General features: G+C 73.6%; 22 protein-coding genes and 1 tRNA gene. 10 read left to right on the plus strand and 13 right to left on the minus strand.

Annotated elements, in window-relative coordinates; genetic code table 11:
• Window positions 1–131: 131 nt before the first annotated feature.
• The gene (locus ACL03H_RS19890) at window positions 132–1,427 is read right to left on the minus strand and encodes an ArgE/DapE family deacylase (protein ID WP_412812782.1); all 1,296 of its coding nucleotides are present in this window, start codon (window positions 1,425–1,427) and stop codon (window positions 132–134) included.
• A gap of 58 nt (window positions 1,428–1,485) precedes the next feature.
• Between ACL03H_RS19890 and ACL03H_RS19895 the strand changes: the two genes are divergently transcribed.
• Entirely contained in the window at window positions 1,486–1,947 is a 462-nt protein-coding gene (locus tag ACL03H_RS19895; protein WP_412812783.1) for a universal stress protein, read from the plus strand.
• A 34-nt stretch (window positions 1,948–1,981) separates the two neighbouring features.
• Complete coding sequence (locus tag ACL03H_RS19900; protein ID WP_412812784.1) at window positions 1,982–2,599, plus strand: pentapeptide repeat-containing protein; 618 nt, start codon at window positions 1,982–1,984, stop codon at window positions 2,597–2,599.
• 74 nt (window positions 2,600–2,673) lie between these two features.
• Here ACL03H_RS19900 and ACL03H_RS19905 read toward each other — a convergent pair whose 3' ends face one another.
• A complete protein-coding gene (locus tag ACL03H_RS19905; protein WP_412812785.1) occupies window positions 2,674–5,751 on the minus strand; it encodes a TNT domain-containing protein in 3,078 nt (1,025 codons plus the stop codon).
• Window positions 5,752–5,993: 242 nt separating this feature from the next.
• Between ACL03H_RS19905 and ACL03H_RS19910 the strand changes: the two genes are divergently transcribed.
• The 4 genes from ACL03H_RS19910 to ACL03H_RS19925 all read left to right on the plus strand — a co-directional run bounded on the left by ACL03H_RS19910 (window position 5,994) and on the right by ACL03H_RS19925 (window position 9,509).
• On the plus strand, window positions 5,994–7,259 hold the full coding sequence (locus ACL03H_RS19910) for an MFS transporter (RefSeq protein ID WP_412812786.1): 1,266 nt from the start codon (window positions 5,994–5,996) through the stop codon (window positions 7,257–7,259).
• Complete coding sequence (locus ACL03H_RS19915) at window positions 7,256–8,203, plus strand: DMT family transporter (protein ID WP_412812787.1); 948 nt, start codon at window positions 7,256–7,258, stop codon at window positions 8,201–8,203. Before ACL03H_RS19910 ends, ACL03H_RS19915 begins: the two co-directional genes overlap by 4 nt.
• A gap of 87 nt (window positions 8,204–8,290) precedes the next feature.
• Window positions 8,291–9,142 (plus strand): bifunctional methylenetetrahydrofolate dehydrogenase/methenyltetrahydrofolate cyclohydrolase, encoded by an 852-nt coding sequence (locus ACL03H_RS19920; RefSeq protein WP_412812788.1) that lies wholly within the window; start codon window positions 8,291–8,293, stop codon window positions 9,140–9,142.
• 70 nt (window positions 9,143–9,212) lie between these two features.
• Window positions 9,213–9,509 (plus strand): DUF3017 domain-containing protein, encoded by a 297-nt coding sequence (locus ACL03H_RS19925; RefSeq protein WP_412812789.1) that lies wholly within the window; start codon window positions 9,213–9,215, stop codon window positions 9,507–9,509.
• A 37-nt stretch (window positions 9,510–9,546) separates the two neighbouring features.
• On the opposite strand, the gene ACL03H_RS19930 is transcribed toward ACL03H_RS19925, so the two are convergent.
• Together ACL03H_RS19930 and ACL03H_RS19935 are read right to left on the minus strand one after the other, a co-directional pair.
• Window positions 9,547–10,389, minus strand: a complete 843-nt coding sequence (locus ACL03H_RS19930) for a DUF4253 domain-containing protein (protein WP_412812790.1) — start codon at window positions 10,387–10,389, stop codon at window positions 9,547–9,549.
• A gap of 175 nt (window positions 10,390–10,564) precedes the next feature.
• A complete protein-coding gene (locus ACL03H_RS19935) occupies window positions 10,565–11,593 on the minus strand; it encodes a zinc-binding dehydrogenase (protein ID WP_412812791.1) in 1,029 nt (342 codons plus the stop codon).
• 93 nt (window positions 11,594–11,686) lie between these two features.
• Between ACL03H_RS19935 and ACL03H_RS19940 the strand changes: the two genes are divergently transcribed.
• Complete coding sequence (locus tag ACL03H_RS19940; protein ID WP_412812792.1) at window positions 11,687–12,364, plus strand: TetR/AcrR family transcriptional regulator; 678 nt, start codon at window positions 11,687–11,689, stop codon at window positions 12,362–12,364.
• 49 nt (window positions 12,365–12,413) lie between these two features.
• On the opposite strand, the gene ACL03H_RS19945 is transcribed toward ACL03H_RS19940, so the two are convergent.
• The 3 genes from ACL03H_RS19945 to ACL03H_RS19955 form a co-directional block, all read right to left on the minus strand.
• Window positions 12,414–12,611, minus strand: a complete 198-nt coding sequence (locus ACL03H_RS19945; protein ID WP_184482931.1) for a DUF1918 domain-containing protein — start codon at window positions 12,609–12,611, stop codon at window positions 12,414–12,416.
• Window positions 12,612–12,686: 75 nt separating this feature from the next.
• Window positions 12,687–13,091: a hypothetical protein gene (locus ACL03H_RS19950; RefSeq protein ID WP_412812793.1), complete on the minus strand. Its 405-nt coding sequence runs from the start codon at window positions 13,089–13,091 to the stop codon at window positions 12,687–12,689.
• Window positions 13,092–13,182: 91 nt separating this feature from the next.
• A complete protein-coding gene (locus ACL03H_RS19955; protein WP_412812794.1) occupies window positions 13,183–14,016 on the minus strand; it encodes a metal-dependent hydrolase in 834 nt (277 codons plus the stop codon).
• 175 nt (window positions 14,017–14,191) lie between these two features.
• Here ACL03H_RS19955 and ACL03H_RS19960 point away from each other — a divergent pair, with 175 nt between their 5' ends.
• The 3 genes from ACL03H_RS19960 (at window position 14,192) to ACL03H_RS19970 (ending at window position 15,897) form a co-directional block, all read left to right on the plus strand.
• A complete protein-coding gene (locus tag ACL03H_RS19960) occupies window positions 14,192–15,412 on the plus strand; it encodes an NADP-dependent isocitrate dehydrogenase (protein ID WP_412812795.1) in 1,221 nt (406 codons plus the stop codon).
• 123 nt (window positions 15,413–15,535) lie between these two features.
• Window positions 15,536–15,736: a DUF4177 domain-containing protein gene (locus tag ACL03H_RS19965; protein WP_412812796.1), complete on the plus strand. Its 201-nt coding sequence runs from the start codon at window positions 15,536–15,538 to the stop codon at window positions 15,734–15,736.
• A gap of 86 nt (window positions 15,737–15,822) precedes the next feature.
• A tRNA-Val gene (locus ACL03H_RS19970) sits at window positions 15,823–15,897 on the plus strand.
• 375 nt (window positions 15,898–16,272) lie between these two features.
• Here the strand turns inward: ACL03H_RS19970 and ACL03H_RS19975 are convergent.
• From ACL03H_RS19975 to ACL03H_RS20000, 6 genes are all read right to left on the minus strand, one after another.
• Window positions 16,273–17,358: a helix-turn-helix domain-containing protein gene (locus ACL03H_RS19975; RefSeq protein WP_412812797.1), complete on the minus strand. Its 1,086-nt coding sequence runs from the start codon at window positions 17,356–17,358 to the stop codon at window positions 16,273–16,275.
• Between the two features lie 9 nt (window positions 17,359–17,367).
• Entirely contained in the window at window positions 17,368–18,348 is a 981-nt protein-coding gene (locus ACL03H_RS19980) for an alpha/beta hydrolase (protein ID WP_412812798.1), read from the minus strand.
• 467 nt (window positions 18,349–18,815) lie between these two features.
• On the minus strand, window positions 18,816–19,196 hold the full coding sequence (locus ACL03H_RS19985; RefSeq protein WP_412812799.1) for a DUF2267 domain-containing protein: 381 nt from the start codon (window positions 19,194–19,196) through the stop codon (window positions 18,816–18,818).
• Between the two features lie 95 nt (window positions 19,197–19,291).
• Window positions 19,292–20,194, minus strand: coding sequence for an ectoine hydroxylase (gene thpD / locus ACL03H_RS19990; RefSeq protein WP_412812800.1), 903 nt, complete (start codon window positions 20,192–20,194; stop codon window positions 19,292–19,294).
• A 526-nt stretch (window positions 20,195–20,720) separates the two neighbouring features.
• Window positions 20,721–21,476 carry an ANTAR domain-containing protein gene (locus ACL03H_RS19995; RefSeq protein WP_412812801.1) on the minus strand — a complete coding sequence of 252 codons (756 nt, stop codon included), beginning with the start codon at window positions 21,474–21,476 and terminating at the stop codon, window positions 20,721–20,723.
• 201 nt (window positions 21,477–21,677) lie between these two features.
• Entirely contained in the window at window positions 21,678–22,325 is a 648-nt protein-coding gene (locus tag ACL03H_RS20000) for an STAS domain-containing protein (protein WP_412812806.1), read from the minus strand.
• Window positions 22,326–22,823: the final 498 nt, after the last annotated feature.

Here is a 22,823-nt window from a genome sequence, read left to right on the forward strand (position 1 = left end):
CCGAGGGGGCGCGATTTCGCGAGAAATCGCCTCCGCCGGGGCCGGGGTGGCGCGATTTCGCGGGAAATCGCGGGGTGGCTGGTCGGGTGGTGCGAGCGGATGCGGGGAGGATGCGCCCGTGGGCCTCGACGTCAGGCCGGGGTGCAGCGGCGGAGAGCGAGGAGGGCGTAGGCGCGGGCGGCCCGCTCCAGATCGGCGAGGGCGACGTGCTCGTCGTGGGAGTGGGCGTAGCGGATGTCGCCGGGCCCGAACTGCAACGTCGGCACCCCGGCCGCGGCGTAGAGCCGCAGATCGGTGCCGTAGGGCGCCCCGAGCACCCCGGGATCGCCGCCCCCGGCGTCGCGCACCGCGCCGCGGGTCTCCGCCAGCAGCGGGTGCCCCAGCGGCAGCCGTCCGCTGGCGAACACGCCGCCGGGCCAGCTGACCCGAGCGGGGTGCTCGGCGAGCCACGGGTCGGCGGCGCAGGCCTCGGCGACGGCGGCGGTGAACTCGGCTCTCGCCGCGTCCAGGTCCTCGTCCAGCCGCACCCCGTACCGGCCTTCGGCCACGGCGAGGTCGGGCACCGTGCTGGCCCAGTCCCCGGCCCGCACCACGCCCACCGACAGCGGGTAGGGCAGCTCCAGGTGGGCGACCAGCGGATCCGGCTCGGCATTGCGCCGCGCCTCCAGCTCCCGCAGCGCGGGGAGCAGCCCGGCCAGCAGCTCCACCGCGTTCACCCCGCGCAACCGGGTGGAACCGTGGGTGCTGAGCCCGCCGACCTCCAACCGGAACGTGAGCGAGCCCCCGTTGGCCGCGACGACGTCGCCGGAGCTGGGCTCGGCGAGCACGCACGCCGCCGCCCGGTGGCCGCGCAGCAGGGTGGCGAACGCGCCGAGGCCGCCGTCCTCCTCGCCGACCACCGCGTGCACGCCGACCGGCCGCCGCAGCGAGATCCCCGCGGTGCGCAGCGCCCGCAGCGCGCCGAGGAACGCCGCGATGCCGCCCTTCATGTCGCAGGTGCCGCGCCCGGCGGCGAGGCCGTCGGCGATCCGCAGCGCGTACGGATCGCGGTCCGGCCACCGGTCCAGGTCCCCGGGCGGCACCACGTCGGTGTGCCCGCAGAACACCAGCGCCGGCTCGCCGTCCCCGCTGACGCCGACGCAGCCGTGCGCCTCCTCGCGCTCCGCCTCCTGTCCGGGGAACCCGGGCCGCGCGGTGAGCTCGTCGAGGTCGATGCGCCAGTGGTCGACCCGGTGCCCGAGGCTCCGGAGCCGGTCGGCGCACCACCGCTGCGCTTCGGATTCGCCGGGGGAACCCCCGACGCTGGGGATGGCGACGAGCTCCCGGAGATCCCGCAGGATCCCGTCCAGATCGATCGCGTCCAGCGCGGCGCGCTCCACGCCGGTGAGCGCGGGGGAGCCGGGTCCGGTGTTGCGCGAGGTGGTCACGTCCCGAGTGTGGCGCACGGTCGTCGGAGCGCTCCAGGCCTGCTACTACCATTCCGGCGTGGCCGAAGGCGACAAGATCGAGCGCGAGTTCGAAATCGGGAAAGACGGGTTGGGCGGCATCGTCGTCGGCATGGACGGCAGCCCCGCGAGCTTCCACGCCGCCGCGTGGGCGGCCGGGCTGGCCCGCCGCGAACGCGCGCGCCTGGTCCTGGTGTACGTCGAGGCGGTCGGCGGGGTCGCCTACTGGTCCCCGATGGGGGTCGCGGTGGCCAGCGAGGCCGCCGAGAGCCTGGTCGAGGAGCTCAAGAAGGAGGTCGTGGCGCATCTGCGCTACATCGACATCGACTGGGACTTCGTGCACCACCGCGGTGATCCGGCGGTGGGGCTGGAGCAGGTCGCCGAGCAGTACCGGGCGGACCTGATCGTGGTGGGGCGGTCCCGGCGGCGCGGCGGACTGCTCGGCACGGTGCCCGCGACCCTGGTGGTGGAGGCGGTGCGCCCGGTGGTCGTCGTCCCCTGACCGGGCCCGGAGGGGACGCTGGCAGGCTGTGCTCATGGCGGACAGCGGGCGCACGGCGGAACCCCAGCGCATCGTCGGCGAGGACTTCAGCGACGCGGTGCTGGTCGGGCAGGAGTGGGTGGATCGCGAGTTCGAGCGGTGCGACTTCACCGATGCCGATCTCGGGCTGCTGCGCACCCGTCGCTGCGTGTTCACCGAGTGCACCTTCACCCGCACCGACTTCGCCGAGTCCCGGCACAGGGCCAGCGCTTTCCGCTCCTGCCGGTTCGACCGGGCGCTGCTGCGCGATTCGACCTGGGAGGAGTGCAGCCTGCTCGGCTCGTCCTTCGTCCAGTGCCGGTTGCGGCAGTGGACGGTGCGCGAGACGGATCTGACGCTGGTCGGGATGGGGCGGGCCGACCTGCGCCGGGCTGACCTGCGGGGGATCCGGTTCCGGGAGTCGAACCTCAGCGAGGCGGACCTGCGCGGCTGCGACCTGCGCGAGGCGGACCTGGTGGGAGCCCGGCTGCTCGGCACGAAGTTCGACGAGGCCGATCTGCGCGGCGCCCGCCTCGACGCGGACGGGCTCGCGCACGCCTCCTTCGCCGGGGCGCGGGTGGACCTGGGCACGGCGCTGGCCTTCGCCGAGGCCAAGGGCCTCCGGGTCGAATGAACCGCTCCGCGTGAGCTGACAGCGGAACCGGCACCGCCCGAAGGCGGTGCCGGTTCGCGTGCGGGACCTCCGCGTCACTCCATGGGCGGGCGCTGCGCGTCCTGGATCTCCTGCAACGTGCCGTCGGCGACGAGCTCGGTCAGCGGACCGGGCAGCACGTAGGCGGTACCGCCGCCGGGCTGCTCGAACCACGGCACCGCGGTGCCCCGCAGCGCCTGCAACGGCCGCTGCACGCGGAACGCCGCGTACGGGCGGCCCGACCACTGCGGCGGCAGCGAGCGCTGGTTGTACGGCGTGTGCGCGGCGTAGGTGACGTTGCCCGCCGGGTCGCCGAAGCGGTCCAGCTCGGTACCGGGCTGCAGCACCAGGGAGCGGCGGTCCCGGTACAGCGTCAGCGGCGGTTCTCCGCGCAGCGGCTGGATGTTCGCGCCGCCACCGCCCTGCTGCTGCGGCGGACCCTGCTGCTCACCGGGGCCGTTCTGCGGCGGGCGCTTGATCGGGCCGCCGGGGCGGGCCTGCTGCTCGCCCTGCGCGGGAGCGCCCTGGCCCTGCGGGCCTTGGCGCGGCGGACCGGCCATGCCCGGTCCGGGCGGTCCGGGCCTCCGGTCGGCGCCGCCGGTCGGGGCGGCTCCGGGGCCGCCGTGCGGGCCCTGCGGCCCGGGAGCGCCCGGTCGGCCGCCCTCGGGCTCGGGACGCTGGCCGCGTTGCGGCAGCGGCTGGTTCGGTCCCTGCTGCGCGGGCCCCTGCTGGGCCGGGGCCGGGCCCTGCTGCCCGGGGTGGGGCTGCTGGCCGGGCCCCTGCTGGCCGGGGCCGTGCGGTCCCGGTGGCACCTGGTTCGGCGCGAAGCCGTTCGGCGCGGCGGAGCCGTTCGGGCCGGGCTGCTGCGCCGGGGGCGGCATCGGCTGGAACCGCGTCGCCTCGGCGTCCGCGCCCTGCGGGTGGTCGGTGCCCTCGGCGGCGTCCGGCTCAGCGGAAGCCTGGTTCGCGGTGAACAGGAAGTGCCCGCCGGTGCCCGGCGCGGGCTGGCGCTGCGGCGGTTCCGGCGTGCTCGCCCCGCGCTTCGGCAGGTCGCCGACAGCGGTGCGGGCCTGCTCGGGCTCCTCCTGGGCGACCGGTTCGGCCGGGGTCTCCGCGCGGGCGGGCTCCTCCGGTGCGGGTTCCGGTTCCTCGTGCTGCTCCGCGGTGAACAGGCCCTCGGCGGGGGAGTCCGGCGTGCTGCCGAACGCGGCGAACCGGCCGGAGTCCGAGGAAGAACCCGGAGCGGGCGAGGACTGGGCCGGGGCCGGTTCGGCGGGCTCCGCGGCGGCCACCGGGGCGGCGATCTCGTTCGCGGGCTCCGCCTCCGCGGCGGTCTCGGCCTCCTCCTGCTCCGGCGCCTCCGGCAGCGAGCCGCGCCGCTGGTCCTCGGCGGCGGGCAACGGCGCGGTGCTGGACAGCAGCAGGCAGCCGAGCAGGAACGCCGCCGCCTGGTCGGCGTGGTCGAAGCGCACGTCGCCGTGCAGGTCGTCCTCGCCGGCGGTCACCACCCAACCGGGCTCGTCGCGCAGCAGGCAGCGCGCGTCGGGGGAGTGGCTGCCCACGCGGTACTCGCGGCTGTCCACGTCGAGCTCGGTGAGCCGGTCGTGCAGGCGGGCCAGCACGGCCTGGGTGTCGTCCAGGTCCTCCTCGTCGGCGGACCCGCGGCCGTGCCGGGAGCTCTCCGCGACGTCGTCCTCCGGGGCCAGTCCGGCGGGGGCCTCGTCGACGCGCTCGGCGCCGTGCGTGATCAGCGGGGGCTCCCCGTGCTGCTCGGCGCCGTGCGTGAGCAGCGGCGGTTCCCGGTCGAGGGCGCCCTCGCGGCGGGGCTCCTCCCGGAGCGGGCGATCGTCCATCGGGGCCAGGTCTTCCCGGGAGGCCAGGTCTTCCCGGGAGGCCAGGTCTTCCCGGGGGGCCAGGTCCTCGCGCCGACCCAGGTCGTCGCGCCGCGGCAGCTCGTCGTGGAACGGCGACTCCTGGCGGCGCGGAGGCGCGCCGGCGGAGGCGAAGCCGGTCTCGGTGGCCGAGCCCTGCTGCTCGGGCGCGGGCAATCGCACCGCGAAGCCCTCGTCCACCCGCGGCGTCTCGCCGGTGGCCTGGTCGTCCTCGAAGCGGTCGTCCTCGAAGCGGTCGTCCGCACCCGCGTCGAAGTCCGGCTGGTCGAACAGCTCCCGCACCGCCGCGTCCCGGGTGCGGTCGTCGACCTCGGTGAGCGCGAACCGCCGGGAGCGGATGTGCTCGACGAGCTCCGGTTCCGGGGGCACGCCGTACTGCACGAGGTAGTAGGGGACGGCGCCCGGCCACACCCAGGTGCCGTCGGTGTGCCAGGTCGACGGCACCGAGGCGGGGGCGTTCGGGTCGAGCAGGTCGTCGTCGTTGTCGCGCGAGGCGAGCACGATCGGCGCGTTCTCCAGGTAGTGCCGGAGCGCGCCGGCCTCGTCCTGGTGCACCGGGGCGCGCGTCGCGACCAGCGGGCGGCCCTGCTCGTCGAAGTCGTCGAAGACGAGTGCCGTGCGGAAGGCGGTGCCCGGTTCCGGTGCGGCCTGGCCGATGGGGGAGTCGGCGGCCTGCGCGGGTTCCGGGGCCTGCTCGGCGCGCTGCGGTTCCGGAGCGCTCCGGTCCGCGGTGGCGCGCGACGGCAGCTCCGCCCCGCCCTGCCCGGCGGGTTCGTGCGGCGCGGGCCCGGGCTCGGCCGGGGCCGCGGCGGCGTCCAGCTTCTCCCGCATCCAGTCCGGCACGTTGTCGTCGGTGCGCGGGTAGCGGCGCAGCTCGTCGACGTACGCGGCGCGCGGCAGCGGGCGCTGCCACTGCGGCTCGGCGTCGAAGTTGATGTCGATGCGGTAGCTCGACGGACGCTCCACCACGTAGAGCGCGCTGAGCCAGGTCCCCACGTCGGGCCGGTACATGCCCTCGCGGAGGTGCTCGAAGATCTCCCACAGCTCCTCGGGCGGCTCCCACGGCTCGGTCCCGCCGTCCTGGGCGGCGACCTCACCGAGCAGATCCTGGTACTCGCCCGTGGCGCGGTACTCGACCGTGATCTGCTGCCAGTCCTCAGGTGCGGCCTGCAACAGCAGGACGCCGATCCTGCGGGCTATCTGTTCCTGCTCTTCCGGACTGATCGCTGTCGGACGCGACATGGGTGACATCCTCCCCCTCTCAACCGGGCCCACCGACCCCGCCCCGCGAGAACGCTACTCGAAGGGTGGATCGTGGTGTGTCGTCCCGGGTGAGTTCGGTGCAGTGCGGTCGGCGCCGTGACATCGGCGATGATCGTCGGGTGGGCGGGTTCCGAGCACCAAAGCCTGCCTTGCGGATGCTCCGAGCGACATCACACCACCAGGTGTGATCCACCGCGCGGGAAATCGGTGGCCGTCACAGCGTGCCGCCGGGCACAGTGTTCCCGGTGCTGCGCCCCTACTTCCTGCTCGCCCGGGTCCCGCACGCCTTCGCGCTGCTCAGCGCGTCGCTCCTGGCCCGGATGCACCAGCCCGCGATCAGCCTGGTGCTCACCTTCCTGATCGCCGACCGCACGGGCTCCTACGCGGCGGGCGGTGTGGTCGGGGGTGCGATCACGGTGGCGCAGGCGGTGGCCGCCCCGCTGCGCGGGCGCGCGGCGGACCGGACGGGACCGGGGCGGGTGCTGGTGATCACGGGCTGCGGTTACGGGCTCGGTCTCGCGCTGCTGGCGTTCCTGGCCGGGCCGGAGGGCTGGCTGCCCGCCGAGAACTGGTGGCTGCTGGTGCCGGTCGCTGCGGCCACCGGGTTGTCGTTCCCGCCGGCCGGGCAGGTCGGCCGCGCGATGTGGCTGCGGATCGCGGACGGGCCCGCCCGGCGGGCGGCGTTCGCGGTGGAGGCGACCGCGCAGGAGCTGCTGTTCGTGATCGCGCCGATCCTCGCGGCCTTCGCGGTGGCCGCGCAGGGCGCGTTCGCGGCGACGCTGTGGTGCGCCGCGGTCGGAGCGCTCGGTCCGGTGGTGTTCGCCCTCGTGCTGCGGCGGGCCGGGATCACGGCGGCTCCAGCGGGGGAACGGTCCCGCGCCGCGCGGCGGCTGCTGGCGGTGCCGGGTTTCGCCCTCGCCCTCGGGTTCACCTGCCTCATGATCGCCGGGGTGGTCGCGGTGGACCTGCTGATCGTGGGCTGGTCGCGGGATCGCGGCGCCCCGGAGCTGGCGGGCTACCTCGCCGCGGTGTGGGCGGTCGGGTCGCTGATCGGCGGGCTGCTGCTGGGCGCGGCGCGCGGGCGGCCCCGGTTGTGGCTGCGCGGGGCGCTGGTCGCGACCGGGCTGCTCGCGCTGGTGCCGGTGCTGCCGCCGGTGGCCGATCCCGGTTCGCCGTGGGTGGTGGGTGCGGTGCTCCTGGTCGGCGGCCTGGGGATCGCGCCGATGTTCGCGGCGAACAACGCGCAGCTCGGGGAGCTCGCGCCGGACGGGCGGCGGGCGGAGGCCTTCGGCTGGCTGGGCAGCGCGGGCACGGCCGGGGCGGCGCTGGCGGCCCCGCTGACCGGGGCGCTGCTGGACGTGGCCGGTCCGGCCGCGGCCGCGGCGACGGGGGCGTCCCTCGCTTTCGCGGCGGTGTGCCTCGCCGCACATCCGAACCTGCGCGGCTCGCGCCCGGCGCCAGCGGCGGAGGACACTGCCGTCACGTGACCTCAGCACCTCGTTCCCCCGCCGCCGCCCGCGGTCTCGGCCTGCTCGGGGCCGTCGCGGTCGGGGTGGTCCTCGCCGTGCAGTCCCGGCTCAACGGCGCGCTCGGCGCCCGGTTGGGCGATGGGCTCGGAGCGGCGCTGATCTCGTTCGGAACCGGCCTGGTGGTGCTGCTGGCCGCCGCCGCCTTCCTGCCGGTGGCGCGGCGCGGCCTGCGGCGGGTGGGTGCGGCGCTGCGCGATGGCGGAATGCGCTGGTGGCAGTGCCTCGGTGGGGTCGCGGGCGGTTTCCTGGTGTTCGGCCAGGGCCTGTCGGCGGCCGCCCTCGGCGTCGCGCTGTTCACGGTGGCCGTGGTCGCCGGACAGGTCGGCAGCGGGCTCGTGGTGGACCGGCTGGGGCTGGGTCCGGCGGGGCCGCAGCGGGTCACCGCCCCTCGGGTGGCGGGCGCCGCGCTGGCGGTGGTCGCGGTGCTGGTGGCGGTGTGGGACGAGCTGACCGGCGCGGGCGTGAGCTGGCTGCTCGCGGTGCCCGCGCTGGCCGGGATCGGGGTGGCCTGGCAGCAGGCGGTGAACGGCCGGGTCAAGCAGACCGCGGGTTCGCCGGCCTCCGCCGCCCTGATCAACTTCGCGGTCGGCGCGGTGGCGCTGCTGATCGCCTGGCTGGTGGAGGTCGCCGTGCGCGGCCTGCCGGCCGGGCTGCCGGGCGAACCGTGGCTCTACCTCGGGGGCGTGCTGGGCATCTTCGTCATCGGGGGCGCCGCCGCCCTGGTGCACCGCACCGGTGTGCTGGTGCTGAGCATGGGCATGGTCGCCGGGCAGCTGTTCGGCGCGCTGCTGCTGGACTTCCTGGTCCCCGCTCCCGGCACCGAGGTCGCCCCCACGACGGTGTTCGGAGTGCTGCTCACCTTCCTCGCGGTGGCGGTGGCCTCCGTCCCGGGCCGCTCCTGAGCGCCCGGCCGGGCACCGCACGAGTTCGCCGGGCGGGACGCGAGGCGCACGTTCGGGTGCGGGGTGGGTCTGCCACGATGGTCAACCGTGAGCGCGACCATCCTCGACGGCAAGGCCACCAAGAACGCGATCTACGACGAGCTGCGGGAGCGCGTGGACCGGCTCGCCGAGCGCGGCGTCACCCCGGGGCTCGGGACCGTGCTGGTCGGTGAGGACCCGGGATCGCAGTCCTACGTGCGCGGCAAGCACAACGACTGCGCGAAGATCGGCATCGCCTCGCTGCGCCGGGACCTGCCCGCCGAGAGCACCCAGGCCGAGCTGGAGGCCGTCCTCGACGACCTCAACGCCGACCCGGCCTGCACCGGCTACATCGTGCAGCTGCCGCTGCCGGAGCACCTCGACGCCGGGCCGCTGCTGGAGCGGGTCGCGCCGGACAAGGACGCCGACGGGCTGCACCCGATCAGCCTCGGCCGCCTGGTGCTCGGCGAGCCCGGGCCGCTGCCCTGCACCCCGCGCGGCATCGTGGAGCTGCTGCGGCGCCACGAGGTCCCGCTCGACGGCGCGCGCGTCGCGGTCGTCGGGCGCGGGATCACCGTCGGCCGCCCGCTGGGCCTGCTGCTGACCCGCCGCACCGAGAACGCCACCGTCGTCCTGTGCCACACCGGGACCCGCGATCTCGCCGAGGAGGTGCGCCGCGCGGACGTCGTGGTCGCCGCCGCGGGCACCCCGCACCTGATCACCCCCGACATGGTCAAGCCCGGTGCCGCCGTGCTCGACGTCGGCGTCACCCGCACCGAGGAGGGCGTGGCCGGGGACGTGCACCCCGACGTCGCCGAGGTCGCCGGTCACCTCTCGCCGAATCCGGGCGGGGTGGGGCCGATGACGCGCGCCATGCTGCTCACCAACGTCGTGGAGGCCGCGGAGCGCCATGTCCCCTGATGGATCCGAGGGCCACCGCGGGCTGGGCTCTACGATGACCCGGCACTTCGGGCAAGCGTGGGAGGCCGGCATGAACGAACGCTTCGGCGACCGGGCGAAGTGGGCGGTGCACGTCCCGTTCGCGCTGGTCCTGCTGGTCGCGGCGATCGGCTTCCTGCGGATCGCGATGCACGCCTGGCGCGAGGGCTCGATGCTGCTGAGCCTCGCGCTGGTGCTGGCCGCCGCCGCGCGCGCCTTCCTCCGCGACGACCAGGTGGGGCTGCTCGCGGTCCGCTCCCGCAAGGTCGACCTGATCCTCTACGGGGGTTTCGGGTTCGTGCTGCTCGCGGTCGCGGTCACCATCGTCGGCGGCCCACTCGACTTCTGAGCGAGCTCAACGGCCCCCGCCGGGAGGTCCGCTCAGCTCATTCCCACCAGAACGACCAGGTGCGGCGGCCCCGGATCTCGCGGGCGTAGGAGGCGATGCTGCCGGAGTCCTGGAGCACCCGGTCCGGGCAGAACGCCCAGTGCTCCGCCGCGACCGAGGTCGCGTGCGCCGGATCCTGCGGCGGAGCCGCCACGCTCACGTCCAGCCGGTCCGGCCCGAGCCGCAGCAGCCGCGCGCCGAACCGCTCCTCCCAGCTGCGCAGCAGCGCGGAGAGCCCGGCGGTGCGGGACACGTGGTTCGCCGCCCCCGACCAGCCGAGCACGGTGAGCGCGTCCGAACCCCGCCGCACCGGCACCAGCGCGAGCCGGGTCTCGTCGTCGACGAACCGGGCGGCCTGCTGGTTGGCCAGGACGTCCGGGTCCGCCAGCAGGTTCCCGGCGGGCGCCAGCTCCGGGCAGTTCGCGTCGAACGGCGCCAGCGCGTCCATGTCGTAGGCGGGCCCGAGGTCGTCGTCGGCCCGGCACAGCCCGTCCCAGATCCGCAGCATCACGTCCTCGGCCCGCCACAGGTCGATGTGGTCCAGCGGTTCCGGCGGGACCACGCCGACGGTGCAGCGGCTGCCGTAGGTCTCCGTGTCGTCGCACAGCAGCAGCGGCCACAGCCCGGTGCGCCGGTGATCGGCCCGCAGCGCCCCGAGCATCCGGGGCGCGGGGCGGTCCAGGCTGATCCAGCACAGCGGCGGTTCGTCGCCGGTGGCCCGGGTGGACTGCTCGGAGAGCAGCTCCCCCTCGGGCAGCGGGATCGAGGGCGCCACTCCGGCGGCCCTGGCCAGCAGCTCCGAGAGGTCGGCGGCTACCTCGCTGGCCCGGTCGTCGTGCACCTCGTCACCGCCTCCTCACCTGACGTCACGCCGCGCCCACCCTAATCAGGCGCGCACCACCCCGGGTGAACCTGGCGCCTTTTCGTGATCCAGAGCGGTCGGCGGGCGAACCCCGCGGCCGCCTCTCGCGGTCGGCTCGCCGTCCTCGGGAGAAGGCCGGGCGCGGTCCCTCCCGTCACGGCACCAGCACGATCTTGCCGGTGGCCGCGCCGGACCGGTGCAGCGACAGCGCGTGCGCCGCGTCCGCCAGCGGGATCCGGTGCGAGATCAGCGGGCGCAGCGCACCGTCCGCGAGCAGCGCCAGCAGCGCGCGGAGGTCCTCGCGGTAGCGGCGGTCGGTCCGCACGTAGTACATCCGGGCGCGCCGCCCACCGGTGCGCCCGAGCAGCCGCAGCGCTTCCCAGCGAGCGATGAGCCGGGCGACGTCGGCGTACGGCTTCCACCACGAGGTGTCGTCGTCGAGGGTGCTCGCGCTCCCGTAGCTGAGCAGCCGCCCGCCGGGCGCGAGCAGCTCCCAGGAGCGGGTGAGGTTGCCGGGTCCGAGCGGGTCGAACACGGCGTCCACCCCGGCGGGCGCGAGCTCCCGGACCCGTCGGCCGACGTCCTCGGTGCGGTGGTCGACGAGGTCGGCGCCGAGCTCGCGCAGCGCCTCGTGCCGGTGCCCGGAGGCGGTGCCGATGGCGCGCACCCCCGCGAGGCGGCACAGCTGGAGCAGGGTGCTGCCGACGCCGCCGCCCGCGCCGTGCACCAGCGCGGTCGCGCCGCGCGCCGCGCGGGCGCCGCGGTGCAGCAGCTGCCAGGCGGTGACGCCGTTGGTGACCAGCGCGACCGCTTCGTCGGCGGGGACCTCGCCGGGCACGACGACGGCCGCGTCCGCGGCGATCTCGACGTGGTCGGCCCAGGCGCCGGTGCGGGTCAGCGCTGCGACGCGCTGGCCCGGCCGGCAGGTGGTGACGCCGGAGCCCGTGGCGAGGACTTCGCCGACGAGGTCGTAGCCGGGCACGAACGGGAAGGCGGGCTGCATCGGGTAGCGCCCGCTGAGCATCTGCACTTCGGCGAACGACAGCCCGGCCGCTTCGACGCGGACCAGCACGCGTCCGGCTCCGGGTGCCGAATGCTCGGTCTCCCTGCTGATCAGCACGTCCTGCGGGGCGCCGAGTCCGGTGAGCACGAGCTCGCGGCCGGTGATCGGGACGGTGTCCATGGGTCAGCTCCGTGATAACAAGTAGCGAAAGTAAGAATCTATAACGAGAGAATGCACCTGTTACCATCGCGGCGTCAACAGGGAGGTCGACGAATGCCCGCACCGCAGCGCAGCCCTCGCGAGCGCTACCGGGACCAGACCCGCGCCGAGGCCAAGGAGGTGGCGCTGGACCAGCTCGCCGAATCCGGCCCCGCGGGCATTTCGCTGAACGCCATCGCCAAGCGCATGGGCATCACCGGCCCCGCCCTGTACCGCTACTTCGAGAACCGGGACGCGCTGCTCGGCGCCCTGATCACCGACGCGTACCGGGACATGGCCGAAGCGGTGGAGGCAGCCGCCGAGCAGCACCGCAAGAAGGCGCCCGCCGGACGGCTGCGCGAGGTCGCGCTGGAATGGCGCCGGTGGGCGTTGGCGCAGCCGCACCGCTACCTGCTGCTCTACGGCACGCCGGTGCCGGGGTACGCCGCGCCGGAGGAGACCTACGAGCTCGCCGACCGCGCGCTGCGCACGCTCCAGGCGCTGTTCGCGGAGCTGGTGCCCGCCGACCTGCCGCCGGGGCGCACCGCGCTGGACCGGCAGCTGGCGGCGTTGCGGGCGAAGCGGTCGGGGGAGGAGCTGCCCCCGGCGGCGCTGCGGCGCGGGGTGCTGGCCTGGACCCGGCTGTACGGGGTGCTGGGGCTGGAGGTGCAGGGCCAGTTCGAGGGGACCGGCGTGGACCCGGAGCTGCTGTACCGGGCGGAGATCGACTCGTTGCTCGCCGAGCCCTGGTGAGCGCGCCCGGCGGTGCCGTCCGGGCCGAACGGCACCTTCGCCGGGCGGGTCATGCCTCTTGCGCGCGCCGTGGCTCGACGATGCAGTCCGGCCCCGGGTACACGAGTCGTTCGTGCCCGTCGTCGAAGCGGACCAGGTACGGCGGTGCGCCGGCCGTGCCGCGCACCTCCAGGATCAGCCCGGTGCGGTCGGTCTCCTCGACCGTCCGGCTGTGCACGTGCAGTTGATCGCCGATCGCTGCTCTCATCACCCTCACCTCCACGTCCAGGCTAGGGAGCCGCGAGCCGCGCCGCAGGGCGCACCGGGCGTTGACCTGCGACGATCAGCCGCCGGTGACGTCGGAGCAGGTGGTGGCGACGGCGGTGGTCTTCTCCAGGTGCCGCTGCGACCAGTTCAGGCCGTTCCGCAGGTCGATCTGCCCGGTGGCGACCTGCTCCAGCGAGGCCTGCACGTCGAGCAGGTTGTCCCGCAGGGTCGTGTCCCCGACCCGCTGGGCCAGCGCGCCGATCTCGTCCGCCTTCGCCCTCGCGTCGCCCTGCGCCTGCTCCACGTCGGCGAGGTTCGGGGTGTACCCCGCGACGTCGAGCGCGTCCAGGCACGCGGTGGCCTTGTCCAGCCCCTGCTGCGCGTCGTCGAGCTGCTGCTGGGTCTCCTGGAGCTGGCCGCACCCCGCGAGCACCGGCAGTGCGAGCGCCGCCGCGACGATGAGCTGCGTTCCGGTTCGCATCAGTTCCTCCGGAGTCCCGTCGGCGCCCGCGCGCCGCCCTGACTGTCACCTTATCGAGTGGTCCGTGCCCGGGTGGGCGGTTCGTGCCGCTTTACGCGCGTGGCGCGAGCCAGCGCATCACCTCGGGCGGCAGGTCCAGCGTCGCGATCCACGGAGCGGCGCCGACCCGGTAGAGCACCACTGAGCCCAGCACCACCGCGATCACCGTCATCGCCGGACCGACCAGCACCATCTCGACCTTGCCGCCGGTGCGCATCCGCATCGCCTTGGGTGGCGCCACCGGGTACCAGGTCTTGCCCTCGAGGGGGATCGGCCACAGCATCGGGCAACCCTGCTCGGTGATCGCGTCCCCCAGGAAGTGCGCGACGCACCCCAGCATCACCGCGACGCCGAAGGCCGCGGCGTCGGTCGGCTGGTCCCCGGCCCACGCCCAGCAGGCCACGGTGAGCAGCAGCGACGCCCCCGCGATGAGCAGCGCGTCGCGGCGCGGGCACCAGGTGTGCATGATGCCGCGCACCGCGAGACCGGCGAAGGCGAACATCAGCACGCCGACCGCCGCGCCGCTGCTGCTCTGCACGATCGCGGTGGTCACCAGGCCCGCGAGGATCGCGAACACGACGGTGTGGGTGAAGCCGCGGTGGGTGCCCTCCCGATCGCTGTCCCGCTTGGTGCGGGTGAGCCGGTAGAGGAAGCCGCTGGTGCCGCTGAGCAGCGCCGAGGCGCCCCGGGAGAGGGCGCCGAAGGTGCTGGCGACGGTCGACTTCGGGTGGTCGATGTCGGGCAGCAGGGCGGCGCCGGAGGCGAGGGTGGCGCCGACGACCCACGTCCTCGGGGACAGCTGCCCGATGAGATGGGTGTCGGCGAGCGCCGTCACCGCGGCCCAGGCGGCCAGCCCGCTCATCGCGTGTGTGGGTCCCGTCGCCAAAGCGCCCTCCCGTGATCGTCCCCCCGGAAAGCCTAGAAGGTGATCGTCCGGCGGCGGGCCGGACCGACGGTTTCGTCTCATGCCGCTGTCGCGGGAGCCGGGGTGGGGGCACAATCGACAGGGATAGCAGTACGCTCGTACCGCTTGCATTCTCGCGAGAGGAGCACCCCGCCACATGAGCAAGATCAAGGTCCAGGGAACGATCGCCGAGCTCGACGGCGACGAGATGACCCGGATCATCTGGTCCTTCATCAAGGACAAGCTGATCCACCCCTATCTGGACATCAACCTCGACTACTACGACCTGGGCATCGAGCACCGGGACGCCACCGACGACCAGGTGACGGTGGACGCGGCGAAGGCCATCGCGCAGCACGGCGTGGGCGTCAAGTGCGCCACGATCACGCCGGACGAGGCGCGCGTGGAGGAGTTCGGCCTCAAGAAGATGTGGCGGAGCCCGAACGGGACCATCCGCAACATCCTCGGTGGCGTCATCTTCCGCGAGCCCATCGTGATCTCGAACATCCCGCGGTACGTCCCCACGTGGACCAAGCCGATCATCATCGGCCGCCACGCGCACGGCGACCAGTACAAGGCCACGGACTTCAAGGTCCCCGGCCCCGGCACGGTCACCATCACCTACACGCCCGCGGACGGCTCCGAGCCGATCCAGCAGGAGGTCGCGCAGTTCCCGGCCGACGGCGGCGTGGCGATGGCGATGTACAACTACAAGCGCTCCATCGAGGAGTTCGCCCGCGCGTCCTTCCGCTACGGGCTCGAGCGCGAGTACCCGGTGTACATGTCGACCAAGAACACGATCCTCAAGGCCTACGACGGCGTCTTCAAGGACGTCTTCGAGGAGGTCTTCGAGAACGAGTTCAAGGCGGACTACGACGCCAAGGGCCTGACCTACGAGCACCGCCTCATCGACGACATGGTCGCCACGGCCATGAAGTGGGAGGGCGGCTACGTCTGGGCCTGCAAGAACTACGACGGCGACGTGCAGTCCGACACCGTCGCGCAGGGGTTCGGCTCGCTGGGCCTGATGACCTCGGTCCTCATGACCGAGGACGGCAAGGTCGAGGCGGAGGCCGCGCACGGCACGGTCACCCGTCACTTCCGCCAGCACCAGCAGGGCAAGCCGACGTCGACCAACCCGATCGCGTCGATCTTCGCCTGGACCCGCGGCCTGGCGCAGCGCGGCCGGCTGGACTCCACCCCGGAGGTCACCGGCTTCGCGAACGCGCTGGAGCAGGTCGTCATCGAGACCGTCGAGAGCGGCAAGATGACCAAGGACCTGGCGCTGCTCGTCGGCGGCGACCAGGGCTACCAGACCACCGAGGAGTTCCTGGCCTCGCTGGACGAGAACCTGCAGAAGAAGATGGCCGGCCGCTGATCCGCTTCTGAGGCATCCGCTGAACGCCACCCTCGCCCCGTTCCCCGGGGTGGGAGTGGCGTTTTCGCGTTCCCGGGCGATCCCGTGGTGGGATCTCCGCAGCACCCGATGCGAGGAGGAACCGTGCCGTACCAGTACAAGGTCGTGGAGCTCCGGGAGAAGATGTTCGGCGGCAAGATGTCCGGCGACAAGCTAGAGGGCATCCTCAACGACCACGGCGCCGAGGGCTGGCGCCTCAAGAGCATCACCGGTGCCGACGTGAAAGGCCGCCTCGGCCCCGGCGGCGTCGAGGGCCTGCTGGTGACCTTCGAGCGCGAGGTCTGAGCGCGCCCCGTCCGGCCCCCGGCCCGCACCGGGGGCCGCCGACGGCCCGTGATCACCCGTCCGCTACTCTGGGCGCACAACAGCACGCGCGTTTAGCTCAGCGGGAGAGCGCTACCTTGACACGGTAGAGGTCACTGGTTCGATCCCAGTATCGCGCACCAGCGTTCAAGCAGTTCAGAGCCCCTGTCGGTGATCTTCATCGGTGGGGGTTCTCTCGTGCGCACCGCGGGCCCCGAAGACATCGGCAACCTCCGCGGCGCACGACGCGGCAGGAGCGTTGCGACCCGTTCCGCGTCCTCGGGCGTCGTCACCGCGCCGGAGAAGGCGACCGGGGTGCGGTTGGGTGGTGCGAGACGTCCGCCGCCCCGCTCGGCGAGGGAGGCGTTGATCGCCTTCTCGCGCTGCCCCCCTCGCGCGAGTCGGTCACGATCACCGCCGTCGCACGGCCTTTCGGTGCGTGGGTGTGCACGTGCTCGACGCTGATCCGCACCTCCTGGCTGATGTTGGTCCGAGATCGGCGGGTCAGGGCGAGCGGGTCACGCGCTCGGTGCGGGGGTGTGCGCGAGGTCCGGTCGGGTTCGCGCTGCGATGATCAGCGCTGCGGCTCTCGCGCGGTACCGGGCCTCGTCGACGGGGAAGCCCAGGTGCTCGGACAGCTTCGCCAGCCGTTGGGACACGCTGGTGTGGTGCAGGTTCAACCGGGTGGCAGCCGCTCGCAGGGATCCGCCGTCGAGGTAGGCGGACAGCGTGCGCACCAGCTCCTGGCAGCGCCGCGACGGCATGGTCCGCAGCGCGCGCAGGTCGGGGATCGCGCAGAGGTCCGCAACGGGTTCCGGGGACATCAGCACCAGCGCTCCGAGCTCGTCGGCGACCACGGCGGGGGTGTCGGCCGTGGCGTTGGCGCGGGCGAACCGGGCGGTGCGCACGTGATCGCGGACGTCTCTTGCCGCAACGGCGAAGGAGAGCCCGATGCGCACCCCGCGTGGGACGGGACCCGGCGGCACGCCGGTGTCCTGCGCGCACACGAGCAGTCGTTCGTCCTCGCGGACGATTTCGGTCGAGCGCCCGGCGGCGGGTTCTCCGGGCAGCACCTCGACGAGGCTGGTGCGCACCCCGGTCGCGCTCGCGACCCGGACCGGGGTGCGCGGGTCGAGGCGCAGGGCGGCGCAGCAGGACTCGGCGGCCTCGCGGTCGGCGGCGAACAGGAGTTCCGCCGACCGCGTCGCCGAGGTCGGCGCCGGTCGGCCGGTGCGCGAGGCGATCGCGGTGACCGTCAGCGCGAGCCGTTCCACCAGCAGCGCGTCGAGCGGGTGGGGCCGGCCGTCGCGTTCGATCCACACCAGCCCGGTGAGGCCGTCGCCGGCGAGCCGCTCGGCCACCCGCGGCTCGCCGACCGCCGCGGTGATCCACCCACCGCCGGGACCGCAGCGCAGGTCCACCGGCGCACCGCCGTCGCGGACCAGGCTGACCCCGACGGTGCACTCCCCGAGCGCGGCGGCCGCGCGCACCGCCGCGGGAACGTCGGCGCGATGCCGGATCAGGGCGTCGAAGTAGTCGATCACGCGGACCGAACTCGCCGCTCCCGCGTCGAGGTCGGCGAGCCGGTGCATGAGACCTTGCATCCGCTGACGCTACGAGGAGCTTCGTTCCACCTGCAAGCCCCTTGCCAGCGCGACGATGACCTCTTCGGCGCCCCGCGCGCTCACCGCCGCGGTGGCCAGCAGCGAGGAGCCGTGGAACGTGCCGGGGAACGAGTGCAGCTCCACGCTCACGCCCGCGTGCAACAACGCGGTCGCATAGGCGATGCCCTCGTCCCGCAAGGGGTCCAGCTCCATGGTCGAGAGGTAGGTCGGGGGCAGGCCGCGCAGGTCCTGCGCCCGCGCCGGGGCGGCGTAGGGGGAGACCTCGGCGTCCGATCCGGCCGCCGTGCCGTTCCCGCCCAGGTAGTACTGCCACGACAGGACGGCGTTCGGCCGGTGCCACATCGGGGTGTCCACGAACTCGACCATCGACCGGGTCTCCAGCCGGTCGTCCAGCTCCGGGATCTGCAAGAGCTGGAAGGCGACCGGCACTTCGCCCCGGTCGCGCGCCAGCAGCGTCGTCCCCGCGGCCAGCCCGCCACCCGCGCTCTGCCCGCCGACGGCGAGCCGTTCCGGGTCGACGCCGAGCTCGGCCGCGTTGGCGTGCAAGTGCCGCAGCGCGGCGTAGCAGTCCCGCAGCGGCCCCGGGTAGGGGGTTTCCGGCGCGAGCCGGTAGTCGACGCTGGCGACCGCGATGCCCAGCCGTCGCACCAGGTCGATGCAGAACGGGTCGTCGACCTTGGCCTGGCCGATGGCGAACCCGCCGCCGTGGATCCACAGCAAGGTCGGCAGGGCGTCCCTTCGCGCGGCGTCCGGCGGCGTGAAGAAGCGGATCGGGACGTCCGGCGCGCCCTCCGGGCCGGGGGCCGCCAGCTCGCGCCACGTGACCCCCTCGTACGAGACCTCGGCGAGCATCGCCTCGGTCATGGCGGTGAAGCGTTCCCGAGCCGTGGTCAGGTCAGCGAAGTCCAGGTTCGGCAGCATCGCCGCCGCGGCGGCGAGCTCGGGGTCCATCGTGGGAAACGTGGTCATGTCGGGCATGTTTCCCGGCGATCGTGGTCCGGGTCACCCGTCGTGCGTCTGCCTTTTCGCGCAGGACGACCGACGAGCGTCGGGTCGGCACCTGCATCCGTGGCGAGGATCGGGCCAGCGGTGCGGTGCCTGCTCGTGCTTCCCCGACGCACCGCTGCCGCCCCGATTCGCAGCTGGGCCCTTGAGATGGGGGAGCTGTGTGCGCTGACGGGTTCGTTCCGCGCCGAACCGCTCCGCACGCCTCCCACGTGAGCAGCCGACTCGCTGGTTCGGGAATGCTGCGTCAGCACAGGTGCTGTGAGTCGCTGATCCTGCTGCTGGCCGTTGTGCCGTTCCGCGGGCTTCGATCCCGGTATCGCGCACCAGCAGCGGAGCCCCCGCCGGTGAGCACCGGCGGGGGCTCCGTCGCGCGCGGGGGGAGCCGTGCGGGGGCGCGGTCCGCCGCACGGGATCGCCCCACCGCGCCGTCAGGGCAGCAGCGCCGCGTATCCGGCGGGCAGCTGGGCGCGGAGGTCGTCGATCTCCCCGGCGCTCACGAAGCCGGCCAGCGTGGCCAGGACGGCCCGCGCGTGCTCGCGCGCCTGCTCCGGAGTGGTCCCGGGGCCTTCGCGGTCGGCCACCCGGCGGAGGAAGTCGTCGACGTCGTCGACGACCTCCGCCTTGCCGTCGTGCTGGAGCAGCGGCTGCTTGAGCTCGTTGGGGAGCTGGGCGGCCAGGTCGCGGGGCTCGCCGCCCGCCAGGCGCTGCCCGAGGGTGGCGAGCACGATCTTGGTCGTGGCGTCCGCCTGGTCCTTGTCCTCGGGGCCGCCGTGCTGACGCAGCTGCGCGAGGAATTCCTGGTACTGCATGGTCGTCCTTCCGTCGTGGTGTTTCAGGGTTCGCGCGGCGCGCCGGGCACCTCGGTGCCCGGTGAACGCCGCGACCGCGTCGGCGCGCGGTCGGGTCAGCGGCTCACCGGCGTCGCGTCGGGATCGGCGATGAACCGGGGGCGCGGGCGGGTGCCCGCGAAGGGCTCGGCCAGCGCGTTGTCCACGCTGTTGAACACCACGAAGATGTTCGAGCGCGGGAACGGCGTGATGTTGTTGCCCGAGCCGTGCATCGCGTTGGAGTCGAACCACAGGGCCGAGCCGGCGGAACCGGTGAACTGCTCGATCCCGTGCTCGTAGCCGAGCCGGGTGACGTCCTGCTCATCCGGAACGCCGATCTCCTGCGCGGTCAGCGAGGACCGGTAGTTGTCCTCCGGAGTGCGCCCGGAGCACGACACGAACGTGCGGTGCGAGCCAGGCATGATCATCAGACCGCCGTTGAACGGGTAGTTGTCGGTCAGCGCGATCGAAACGCTCACCGCGCGCGGGGCGGGCATCCCGTCCTCGGCGTGCCAGGTCTCGAAGTCGGAGTGCCAGTAGAACCCGTTGCCCTTGAAGCCGGGCATCGAGTTGATCCGGCTCTGGTGGACGTAGACCTCCGAGCCCAGGATCTGCCGGGCGCGGTCGAGCAGCCGACGGTCCCGCACCAGCTCGGCGATCGCCTCGCTGAGCCGGTGGACCTCGAAGATCGAACGCACCTCGTCCGTTCCCCGCTCCACGATCGTGCGCTCGTCGGCGCGGACCTGCTCGTCCGCGGTGAGCCGGTCCAGCTCCCGCCAGTACGTCTGCACCTCGGCGGGGCTCAGCAGGCCTTCGACGGTGTGGAAGCCCTTCGCCTCGTGGGTCTCCAGGTCGCGCGCGCTGGCCGGGCCGTCGGTCACACCGGGCCAGACCACCGGATCGGTGCGGTCCAGCAGCGCGGAGTCGTGGCTGGAACGGGTGGGGTAGCGGTCCTGGGCCAAGGTTTCGGCAGCCGTCATCGTGGGCCTCCTTCACTAGCTGTGCCGGAGCGGCCGGATGCGCTGGGAACCGGCCGCCCATTGCGGCCCTCGACGGAGACGAGAAGAACGCGCCAGCGAAAGCGGCGCGCGAACCACGGGCAGCAGTGCTGGGCGCCCTCGTGCTCAAGCCGGGGCGGCCCGTCAGCTGGCCGTGGCGTTCAACTGGCGGTCTGATCGAGTGGTGCCCGGTGGCGCCAGCGCCCAAACATCGACGCCGATGTGATCCGATCTCGGTGTGCATGTGTAGGCGGCGGGCGAACGGGCAACCCGGTGAGCAGGTTGGCGCTGCTCCCGGGGCAGGGTCGGCCGAGGTGGAGCGTGGTTCAGCCGGGAGCCGTGCCCTGCCGGGCAGTGCGCAGGGGTGCATCTGTTCGGCCCAAGAGCGGGTGCACCCCTCCCCGCCCCTGAAACCCCGTCCGCGCGACGGGACGAGCGGCGCGACGGCTTGCCCGCACGCTCACCGGGAGCGGCGAGGCGGGTGGAAAGCGGTGCGGCGTCGCGTCGGTTATCCGGCTCCGTTGACGCGCGCGGTCACCGTCTCGGAGACGATGCGCTCGGCGGCGTCGCGGAGTTTCGTGTTGGTGTTCTGCGACTGCTTGACGAGCCAGGCGAAGGCCTGATCGGCGTCGAATCCGTGCAGCACCATGAGAATTCCCTTGGCCTGCTCGATGACGGGGCGCGAATCCAGGGCGGTGCGCAATTGCTCGGTCAGCTCGCGGGTCGCCAGATAGCGCTGCCACGTCCGCAGGTGCCCCTCCACCGCGGTCGTGTAGAGCTCCAGGACCGTTTCGTCGATTTCCCGGTACCCGTGATCCTGGGACGAGTAGAGGTTCAGGGCTCCGCGGTATTCGGAATCGATGAACAGGGGCGCGGACAAGTAGCTGCCGACTCCGAGGCGGCGCGCGGCTTCGGTGAACGCGGGCCACCGCTCCTTGGCCTCCTCCGCGTTCACCCGCACGATCTTCCCCGATTCGGCGGCGTGCAGGCAGGGGCCAGCTCCCGCGCGGTACTGCTCCAGATCGACTTCGAAGGTCGTGTCGTCGGTGCAGGCGCCGGTTTTGGGGCCGTCATCGGTGGCCAACGTGACTCCGGCCATGTCGACGCCCGGAATCGCCCGCAGCACCTGATCGCAAACTCGGTGGAGGAGCATCTCGAGGCTGTCCTCGCGCTCCATGGCGTCGGCCAAGGACTCCAGGGCACCGGTGATCTCTTCGAGCTGGGACTGCCACGCGGCGGTGTCCTCCGTCGAGTTCTGCTCCATGCGGGCATCTTCTCCTATGAACTGGCTAACCAGGCGCGGGGCGAGCGCGCCGACGCGGACACGACGAGGAGCACGCGCTCACGGCCGCCGCGGCACGTCCGTCGGCGTCGACGAGCGCGACGCGGCGCCGAGTCGCGGTGCCGCGCCCGCCGGCACGGCGCCGGGGGCGTCGTGCCGGGGACCGATACCACCATCTCAGGTTCACCCGACGCGGCCGTCGCACGCCGCGTACAAGGTGGGATGACAGCTCAGCTCCGCTCCCACCCCGGTTCGGTCCAGCACGTGCGGCACCGCGTGGCCGCCGACCACCAACCGCAGCCGCGACCCGGTGCTGACCGCGCGCAGCTGGGCGTGCCGCAGCACCTCCAGCCCCGCGAGGCCCAGGAAACCCACCGCGCTCAGGTCCACCACGACCAGCCGGGCGGTGGCGGACAACCGAGGCAGCAGGACCTCCTCGAAATCTCCCACGGTCCCGGCATCGATGTCCCCGGCGACCGTGAGCACGATCGTATCCGGATTCGGCCGCGAAACGCGTTGCCGGACGCCCCAGCCGCGCCCTCGCGGATAGAGGGCCGCTGGTTCCGGCGTGCTGTCGCGGTGCGTCGGGGCTCTTCCCGGATGAACGGGCGTCGCCCCGAACAACGCGGTCGGAATGGTCACGAGATCCTCCTCGCGCTCGTGGAGAAGCGCAGCCGCATCAAGGCCTGGAAGGACACGTCCGCAACCGCGACGCGAACCCGGTACCCCGGAGAGGGCAGCCAGACCCTTGATCAGCAACAACTGCTCGCGTGCTTGATCAGGCTGACTGCTCAACCGGTTTCCGAGCATACGCCTCGGGCCTCGAGCCATCGGCACCGTCACCACGAGTTCGGCCGGTGTCGGAAAGCGACCGGGCTCGGCCCACGCGCTGAATCCGGTGCGCTACCGGCGGTGTGCGATTTCGCCGAGCGGAAGGGCGGGCCCGCGCTCGGGAAAACGTCATCCCGTCGGCGCGACTGAGCGGCGCGGTGTCTCGCGGAGCACGCCGAATTGCGGACTGGCGTCCGGGAGAGCCGCTTTTCGGCGTACCGGGGAACGAACGGGAGGGCGGTTGGTGGAAGCAGTTGAGCCGATGACTTCCCGGTCGTCCAGCCGGGTGCCGCTTCGTGCCGCATTCCTGGAAACGGGATTCGCTCGCCCGCCGCGAAGAACGGGAATTCACCGAGCGAGGCCGGGAACGCGCCACCGGACCGCCGCGCCCGGCCGGTGCGCGGCGCCGCCGCCACCACCAGGTGACGCAGCACCCGACCACCCCGGACCCCACCACCCGAGCGGGGGGGGGGGGGGGGGGGGGGGGGGGGGGGGGGA

Source organism: Saccharopolyspora antibiotica (assembly GCF_047200635.1).
GTDB lineage: Bacteria > Actinomycetota > Actinomycetes > Mycobacteriales > Pseudonocardiaceae > Saccharopolyspora_C.

Bases quoted from the DNA above. Each gene is read 5' to 3' on its own strand.
- ACL03H_RS19900 (WP_412812784.1), top strand. From the start codon at position 1,982: ATGGCGGACAGCGGGCGCACGGCGGAACCCCAGCGCATCGTCGGCGAG.
- ACL03H_RS19905 (WP_412812785.1), bottom strand. From the start codon at position 5,751: ATGTCGCGTCCGACAGCGATCAGTCCGGAAGAGCAGGAACAGATAGCC.
- ACL03H_RS19925 (WP_412812789.1), top strand. From the start codon at position 9,213: ATGAACGAACGCTTCGGCGACCGGGCGAAGTGGGCGGTGCACGTCCCG.
- ACL03H_RS19935 (WP_412812791.1), bottom strand. From the start codon at position 11,593: ATGGACACCGTCCCGATCACCGGCCGCGAGCTCGTGCTCACCGGACTC.
- ACL03H_RS19940 (WP_412812792.1), top strand. From the start codon at position 11,687: ATGCCCGCACCGCAGCGCAGCCCTCGCGAGCGCTACCGGGACCAGACC.
- ACL03H_RS19945 (WP_184482931.1), bottom strand. From the start codon at position 12,611: ATGAGAGCAGCGATCGGCGATCAACTGCACGTGCACAGCCGGACGGTC.
- ACL03H_RS19950 (WP_412812793.1), bottom strand. From the start codon at position 13,091: ATGCGAACCGGAACGCAGCTCATCGTCGCGGCGGCGCTCGCACTGCCG.
- ACL03H_RS19960 (WP_412812795.1), top strand. From the start codon at position 14,192: ATGAGCAAGATCAAGGTCCAGGGAACGATCGCCGAGCTCGACGGCGAC.
- ACL03H_RS19975 (WP_412812797.1), bottom strand. From the start codon at position 17,358: ATGCAAGGTCTCATGCACCGGCTCGCCGACCTCGACGCGGGAGCGGCG.
- ACL03H_RS19980 (WP_412812798.1), bottom strand. From the start codon at position 18,348: ATGACCACGTTTCCCACGATGGACCCCGAGCTCGCCGCCGCGGCGGCG.
- ACL03H_RS19985 (WP_412812799.1), bottom strand. From the start codon at position 19,196: ATGCAGTACCAGGAATTCCTCGCGCAGCTGCGTCAGCACGGCGGCCCC.
- thpD (WP_412812800.1), bottom strand. From the start codon at position 20,194: ATGACGGCTGCCGAAACCTTGGCCCAGGACCGCTACCCCACCCGTTCC.
- ACL03H_RS19995 (WP_412812801.1), bottom strand. From the start codon at position 21,476: ATGGAGCAGAACTCGACGGAGGACACCGCCGCGTGGCAGTCCCAGCTC.
- ACL03H_RS20000 (WP_412812806.1), bottom strand. From the start codon at position 22,325: ATGGCTCGAGGCCCGAGGCGTATGCTCGGAAACCGGTTGAGCAGTCAG.